Here is a 1,653-nt window from a genome sequence, read left to right on the forward strand (position 1 = left end):
CAGCGCAAAATTTTTTGCCGATAAAATAAAAGAAATAAATCCTCAAATAAAATTAGTTATAATAGAATCCGAAGACAGTTCCAATGACGAAAGAAAATATAACAACGCTTTAATATTCCCAAAACAAATAGATGTCGCTCATATAGTTTCGGGTATTAAAAAATATGTGGAAAGTATAGGCGACAGCAAGAGAAGGCAATATTCGAGAGTAAACTGGCCCTTGCATGTTATAATAAGTTATAAAGATAAAAGCAGAAATCCTATAGACAGAAATATTTTATCGATTAGCGGAAACGGAGCTTATGTAAGTTCCGACACGAGCATTCCCGATAAAGGCGATATGCTCGGTTTGACAATCTCTTTCAAGGATTTCAAATTATTTACGGAAGCGAAAGTCGTATGGATAAACGATGACAATAAAAAACCAGATTTGCCAAAAGGTTTTGCCGTTCAATTTATAGATATAGGACCAGCTTCTCAAAAAATAATAGACCAGATTATAAGAGATAAATTATTGCAAGAAATATTGATAGAATATAAAGAAGAAAATTTTTCTTAAATTATAAATTATTGATTTTATTTACTATAAGACTATAAATTAAAAATGAAAAATAAAGATTAAAACTAATGCTCGAGACTATAACGAAAGAAAAAAATAAAATAAGAACTCTATTCAAAAGCATAAGAAGTAATTTAGATTCCGATTTTGTAGAAAAGAAAAGCGCGATAATCTATAAAAAATTTTTAAGAATAGTCAATTTAAATAAATTCGATTCTATTTGCGTTTATGCGGATTTCAATAACGAAGTCTCCACAAAAAATATAATCAATTACGCGATAAAAAATAATATAAAGGTTTCGATTCCATACATAGTCGGCGAATATAAAATGAAATTAAAATATATTAAAGATTACGAAAAAGATATAAATCGAAATACGAAATTCGGAAACGGCGAACCTTTCGATTATTGCAAAGATTCTTCAATAAAAGAAGTTTCGATGTTCGTAATTCCCGCTCTGGCTTTTGACGAAGATTGCAACCGACTCGGATTCGGAAAAGGATATTACGATAATATTTTGAAATTAAATAAAAAAGCTTTAAGAATAGGTTTGGCTTACGATTATCAGATTCTTCCAAATCTTCCAAAAAACAATAACGATGAAATGCTGGATATAATCATAAGCGAAAATAAAGTGATAAAGGCGGATTAACTTTCTGGCTCGGACGCTTCTTCTTCTCCGCTGTCGTCTTCTTCGTTTGTAAATAATTTATCCAAATCCAAAACCACAAGTAATTTGTCTTCCATTTTGCCGACTCCTTTTATATATCTCTGCCCTATTCCTTGAAGCATAGACGGAGGTGGCTGAATATCCGAATTTGCCATAGAGACTACTTTTGAAATAGAATCAATCATAATTCCCATATCGACATCTTCTATTTTTGCAATTATGATTCCCGTATTTTTATCGCCTTCGGATTCTTCCAAATTGAATCTCTTTTTCAAATCTATAATCGGAATAATATTTCCTCTCAAATTTATGACGCCTTCGACAAAATAAGGAGCGTTCGGTATAAGCGTAATTTTTTCCATTTTGATTATTTCTTTAGCCTGCATAATGTCTATAGCGTATTCTCCGCTTCCAAGTATAAAA

The 1,653-nt window shown here is 31.0% G+C and carries 3 protein-coding genes; 2 read left to right on the forward strand and 1 reads right to left on the reverse strand.

Annotation, left to right across the window (positions count from 1 at the left end; all coding sequences use genetic code 11):
- Positions 1–559 (forward strand): PilZ domain-containing protein (locus EZH24_RS11375; protein ID WP_137999214.1); only part of this gene is annotated, 559 nt, incomplete at its 5' end.
- Positions 560–627: 68 nt separating this feature from the next.
- On the forward strand, positions 628–1,212 hold the full coding sequence (locus tag EZH24_RS11380) for a 5-formyltetrahydrofolate cyclo-ligase (protein WP_137999215.1): 585 nt from the start codon (positions 628–630) through the stop codon (positions 1,210–1,212).
- On the opposite strand, the gene EZH24_RS11385 is transcribed toward EZH24_RS11380, so the two are convergent.
- The coding region (locus EZH24_RS11385; RefSeq protein ID WP_137999216.1) for a chemotaxis protein CheW at positions 1,209–1,653 on the reverse strand (445 nt) is incomplete at its 5' end. The genes EZH24_RS11380 and EZH24_RS11385 overlap by 4 nt on opposite strands.

Origin of the sequence: Brachyspira catarrhinii (assembly GCF_005518285.1) — a bacterium.
GTDB lineage: Bacteria > Spirochaetota > Brachyspiria > Brachyspirales > Brachyspiraceae > Brachyspira > Brachyspira catarrhinii.